Here is a 2974-nt window from a genome sequence, read left to right as displayed (position 1 = left end):
ATTGTTTGGAGTGATTTACATAATTATGATCGACTATTTACCAATCTTTGGGACTAAAATAGCAACACTTTTTGTCCTATAACCCTATATTTTCTACTGTATACTTAATATAAACATTCTTTAAATCGTAAGTTGCAGATGAGAGAGGGCGCTTATGAATCAATACTGGCTAAAACTTATCACATTGGACGAGGCATTTACTTTATGACACAAATGGTATATGAGCGATAAGAACATAAGTCTGTATTATAAAACTATAGATTTTCTATAGTAAAAGCACTATAATATTAAGTATCTATATATATCAATATATTAGTACTTTATCTTTGTAAAGAACAGAACTATGGCATGTATGTAGTGGTTTTGTTACTTTTACAGTTAATATAGCCTCCCTGCTGAGGCAGTTTCTTTTTTAGAGGAGTTGGATCTGAATGAAACAACCAGAATTGTCGCCGTATATGATGGCTCGAAAGCCATCTGGCATTCGCCTAGGACAAATTAAATTCTTGGAACGTAAGAACCCACCAATTTTGGTGAATGGTTCTATTGGTAATGTAATGCGTCCTATGCATCCCGCCATGCAGCGTCGGTTGTTCGATTTGGGCGGTGTGGATAGCCCGTTCCATACAGGCATTGTACCGTATGTACCAACGACAGGTACCGATGAATGCCGCGAAGCATTCCTTCACATTTTGCGCAGCCAAGGCTTTGATACAACAGGCCTTAATGTACTCGTAACAGATGGTGCATCTATGGCGATGGAAATCATTATGCTTGGCGTATGTGGTGGTGCTGGCGAAGAGGAACGCCCTCTTTTAATGTTCAACCCATCTTATACAAACTATGATGCGGTAGGTCTTCGTATCGGTCGTAAAACAGTTACTGTTGAGCGTGAACTTAATGAAAACGGCGAATTTGAATTGCCATCTGTTGAAACCGTAGAACAACGTATCATTGATACAAAACCAGGTGCGTTGCTCATCATTCCTTACGATAACCCTACAGGTCAATTATTCAGTAAAGAAACATTGATCGAATATACAAAATTATGTGTTAAACATAATTTGTGGATTATCTCTGACGAAGCCTATCGCGAATTGGCTTACGAAAAAGGTAAAGAAACATCTAGTATCTGGGCGTTAACTGATAAGGATGTGCCTGGCATTGAAGGCCGTCGTATCAGCCTTGAAACAGCTAGTAAGGTATGGAATGCTTGTGGTCTACGCATTGGTGCCATCATTACAGATAATAAATTGTGCTATGAAAAATCTGTAGCTGAATATACAGCGAACCTTAGTGCTAATACACTAGGCCAATATATCTTTGGTGCTTTGGCTCATGAAAGCCATGCAGAGCTTCATAACTGGTATGAGCAACAACGGGACTACTACCGTAAGATGATCTTTGAACTCCATGAAGGTTTTAAAGCGGTAGAACCTGATTTCATCGTATCTCGTCCAGAAGCGTCTATTTACTTTGTTATCGACGTACGGAAGGTAGCAAAACCTGGCTTTGATGGGGTAGAATTTGCCTCTTGGTGCGCTGAACACGGTGCAGTTAGCCTTGATGATGGCAAAGAATACACACTTCTCATGGCTCCACTTAATGGTTTCTATAGTGGTAAAAAAGGCGAAGATAACCCAGGCAGAACACAATTGCGCGTATCCTTCTGTGAAAACCCAGACCTATTGCGCTTGGCACCTGAATTATTATCTAAACTATTCAGAGCCTACGAAGCACAACGATAGAAGAAGTATAATTCTAATATAATAGATGCCCTCCTTTTGGAGGGCATTTTTAGTTAAATTATTATTACCATAATATTGTTAGTAAAATTAATAAAATAATGATAGAATTATGATATAAGGAGGTGTATATATTGATTAATATTAGACCTGTATCAGACTTGCGTAATAAATTTCCTGAAGTTGAAGAAACCGTTATTACAACGAATTCGCCTGTATTTTTAACTAAGAATGGATATGGAACTATGGTGTTAATGAGTATTGAACAATATTCAGCATTAACAGATCCTATTGAGTACGCCTTGGATGAAGCTGATTCTGCAGCAAAAGAAAGTAAAATTCGATACTCTGGTGCCGATGTATTTCGTCGCGTAAGGGAGAGAATCGATGGAGCGGAAATATAAACTTACGATTTTACCATTATTTGAAGAGGAGCTTAATCATATTGTTGATTATATAACTTATGTTCTGCATAATAGAGAAGCAGCTCATCAGCTAATTACAGATATTGAGGCTGCTATATACACAAGATTAAGTTGTCCAGAATCTTTTGCCGTATATCCGAGTAAGAAACAACGTGAGTATCCATATTATAAAATTATAGTACGTAACTTTTATATCTTTTATGTAGTAATTGAAGATGTAATGGAGGTTCGTCATATTTACTATAATCGGCGAGATCTACAAAATATATTAGATGATTAAAATCAAAAAGAGCTATAATCACATGTATTATAGCTCTTTTCCTTTTATCCCTAAGTATGGTGAGTGAGGGAGTATTTTATTTCCTGTTTTCATCATGATCGGATCCCTTAGTATTGATTTCGACAGCGAGTTGTTCGCCAGGCATAGAGGATTCCTCTGTCAGTTCTGTCGTAGGATACGAAGTATCTTCTAAGTTTACCGTTTCTAATAATTTATCGATATCGTCCGATTGGATGGATACCTCTTTGTTATACCATTCGCCGAACTCACGGATTACCTTTTCGTTACGACGGAAATAGGTATATTGGTCAATCTTACGAGACTCTACGAGCTCCGCATTTTCTAAGATGCTCATAAATGTAGAGATAGAAGATTGAGATACACCACAGCGCTTTTGAATACTCTTAACGCTCACACTGTTAGGGAAATCGATAAGAGTTTTAGTGTGTACTTGTACACCGAATTCTTTCTCTGGGTGCTTTAGCCACAATATAATATCTAACCGATGTGGATTTGATAATGCT

The 2974-nt window shown here is 37.6% G+C and carries 4 protein-coding genes; 3 read left to right on the top strand and 1 reads right to left on the bottom strand.

The annotated features are described in order from the left end of the window. Positions 1-431: 431 nt before the first annotated feature. The 3 genes from QZR70_RS08815 (at position 432) to QZR70_RS08805 (ending at position 2450) form a co-directional block, all read left to right on the top strand. Positions 432-1748 (top strand): pyridoxal phosphate-dependent aminotransferase, encoded by a 1317-nt coding sequence (locus QZR70_RS08815; RefSeq protein ID WP_295794581.1) that lies wholly within the window; start codon positions 432-434, stop codon positions 1746-1748. 131 nt (positions 1749-1879) lie between these two features. Continuing rightward, the gene (locus QZR70_RS08810) at positions 1880-2149 is read left to right on the top strand and encodes a type II toxin-antitoxin system Phd/YefM family antitoxin (protein ID WP_039969464.1); all 270 of its coding nucleotides are present in this window, start codon (positions 1880-1882) and stop codon (positions 2147-2149) included. After that, positions 2133-2450, top strand: a complete 318-nt coding sequence (locus QZR70_RS08805) for a type II toxin-antitoxin system RelE/ParE family toxin (protein WP_295794579.1) — start codon at positions 2133-2135, stop codon at positions 2448-2450. The genes QZR70_RS08810 and QZR70_RS08805 overlap by 17 nt, the downstream gene beginning before the upstream one ends. A 76-nt stretch (positions 2451-2526) precedes the next feature. Here QZR70_RS08805 and QZR70_RS08800 read toward each other — a convergent pair. After that, positions 2527-2974 (bottom strand): helix-turn-helix transcriptional regulator (locus QZR70_RS08800; protein WP_295794577.1); only part of this gene is annotated, 448 nt, incomplete at its 5' end.

Source organism: uncultured Veillonella sp. (assembly GCF_900545205.1).
Taxonomy (GTDB): Bacteria; Bacillota; Negativicutes; order Veillonellales; family Veillonellaceae; genus Veillonella.
This window is presented reverse-complemented; position numbering and strand designations above follow the sequence as displayed.